Below are 586 nucleotides of genomic sequence, written 5' to 3' on the forward strand. Positions count from 1 at the left end.
GAGAACGCCTCAAGCTCGCCCGGCCCGATCAGGCACATGTCGCCGGGCATCGTGTGCTTGAGCACGGTGTAGGCCAGCCCCGCCTGCGCGGTGGCGACGAGGTCCGCGCCCTGCAGCCACTTGTGCAGCACGCCCGCCGCGAAGGCGTCGCCGGTGCCGATGCGATCGACGATGCCGGTGACGTCCACCTCGCTCGTCTGGTGCGCCGCGTCCCGCGCGTCGAGACGCGCGGCGATGCGGTGATGGCCGGAGTTCACGACATGCCGCGCGGTCGAGGCGATCAACTGCAGCTTCGGGAACGCCTCGAAGGCCGCCAGCGCCGCCTCGCGCCGACGGTCGGAGCCGTCACCGGAGAACGCCTTGCCCAGCAGCAGCGAGATATCCCGGTGATTGCCGATCATGACGGTGGCCGACTGCATCAGGTCGGTCAGAACGCCGCGCGGGTCGCTGTCCCACGCGTCCCACAGCAGCGCGCGGTAATTGCCATCGAAACATATGGGTACGCCGGCGACATCGGCCCCAGCGACGGCGGCTTGCGCAAGCGCGACGCCTCCAGGGCCGAGCGCCGGCGTGATGCCCGACAGGT

Annotated in this window: 1 protein-coding gene; it reads right to left on the reverse strand. The window is 70.5% G+C overall.

The features are described 5' to 3' along the window. On the reverse strand, positions 1 to 586 hold a 586-nt coding region (locus V2S85_RS27175), incomplete at both ends, for a PfkB family carbohydrate kinase (protein ID WP_330705886.1).

It is taken from the genome of Novosphingobium resinovorum (assembly GCF_036352595.1).
GTDB classification, from domain to species: Bacteria; Pseudomonadota; Alphaproteobacteria; order Sphingomonadales; family Sphingomonadaceae; genus Novosphingobium; species Novosphingobium resinovorum_B.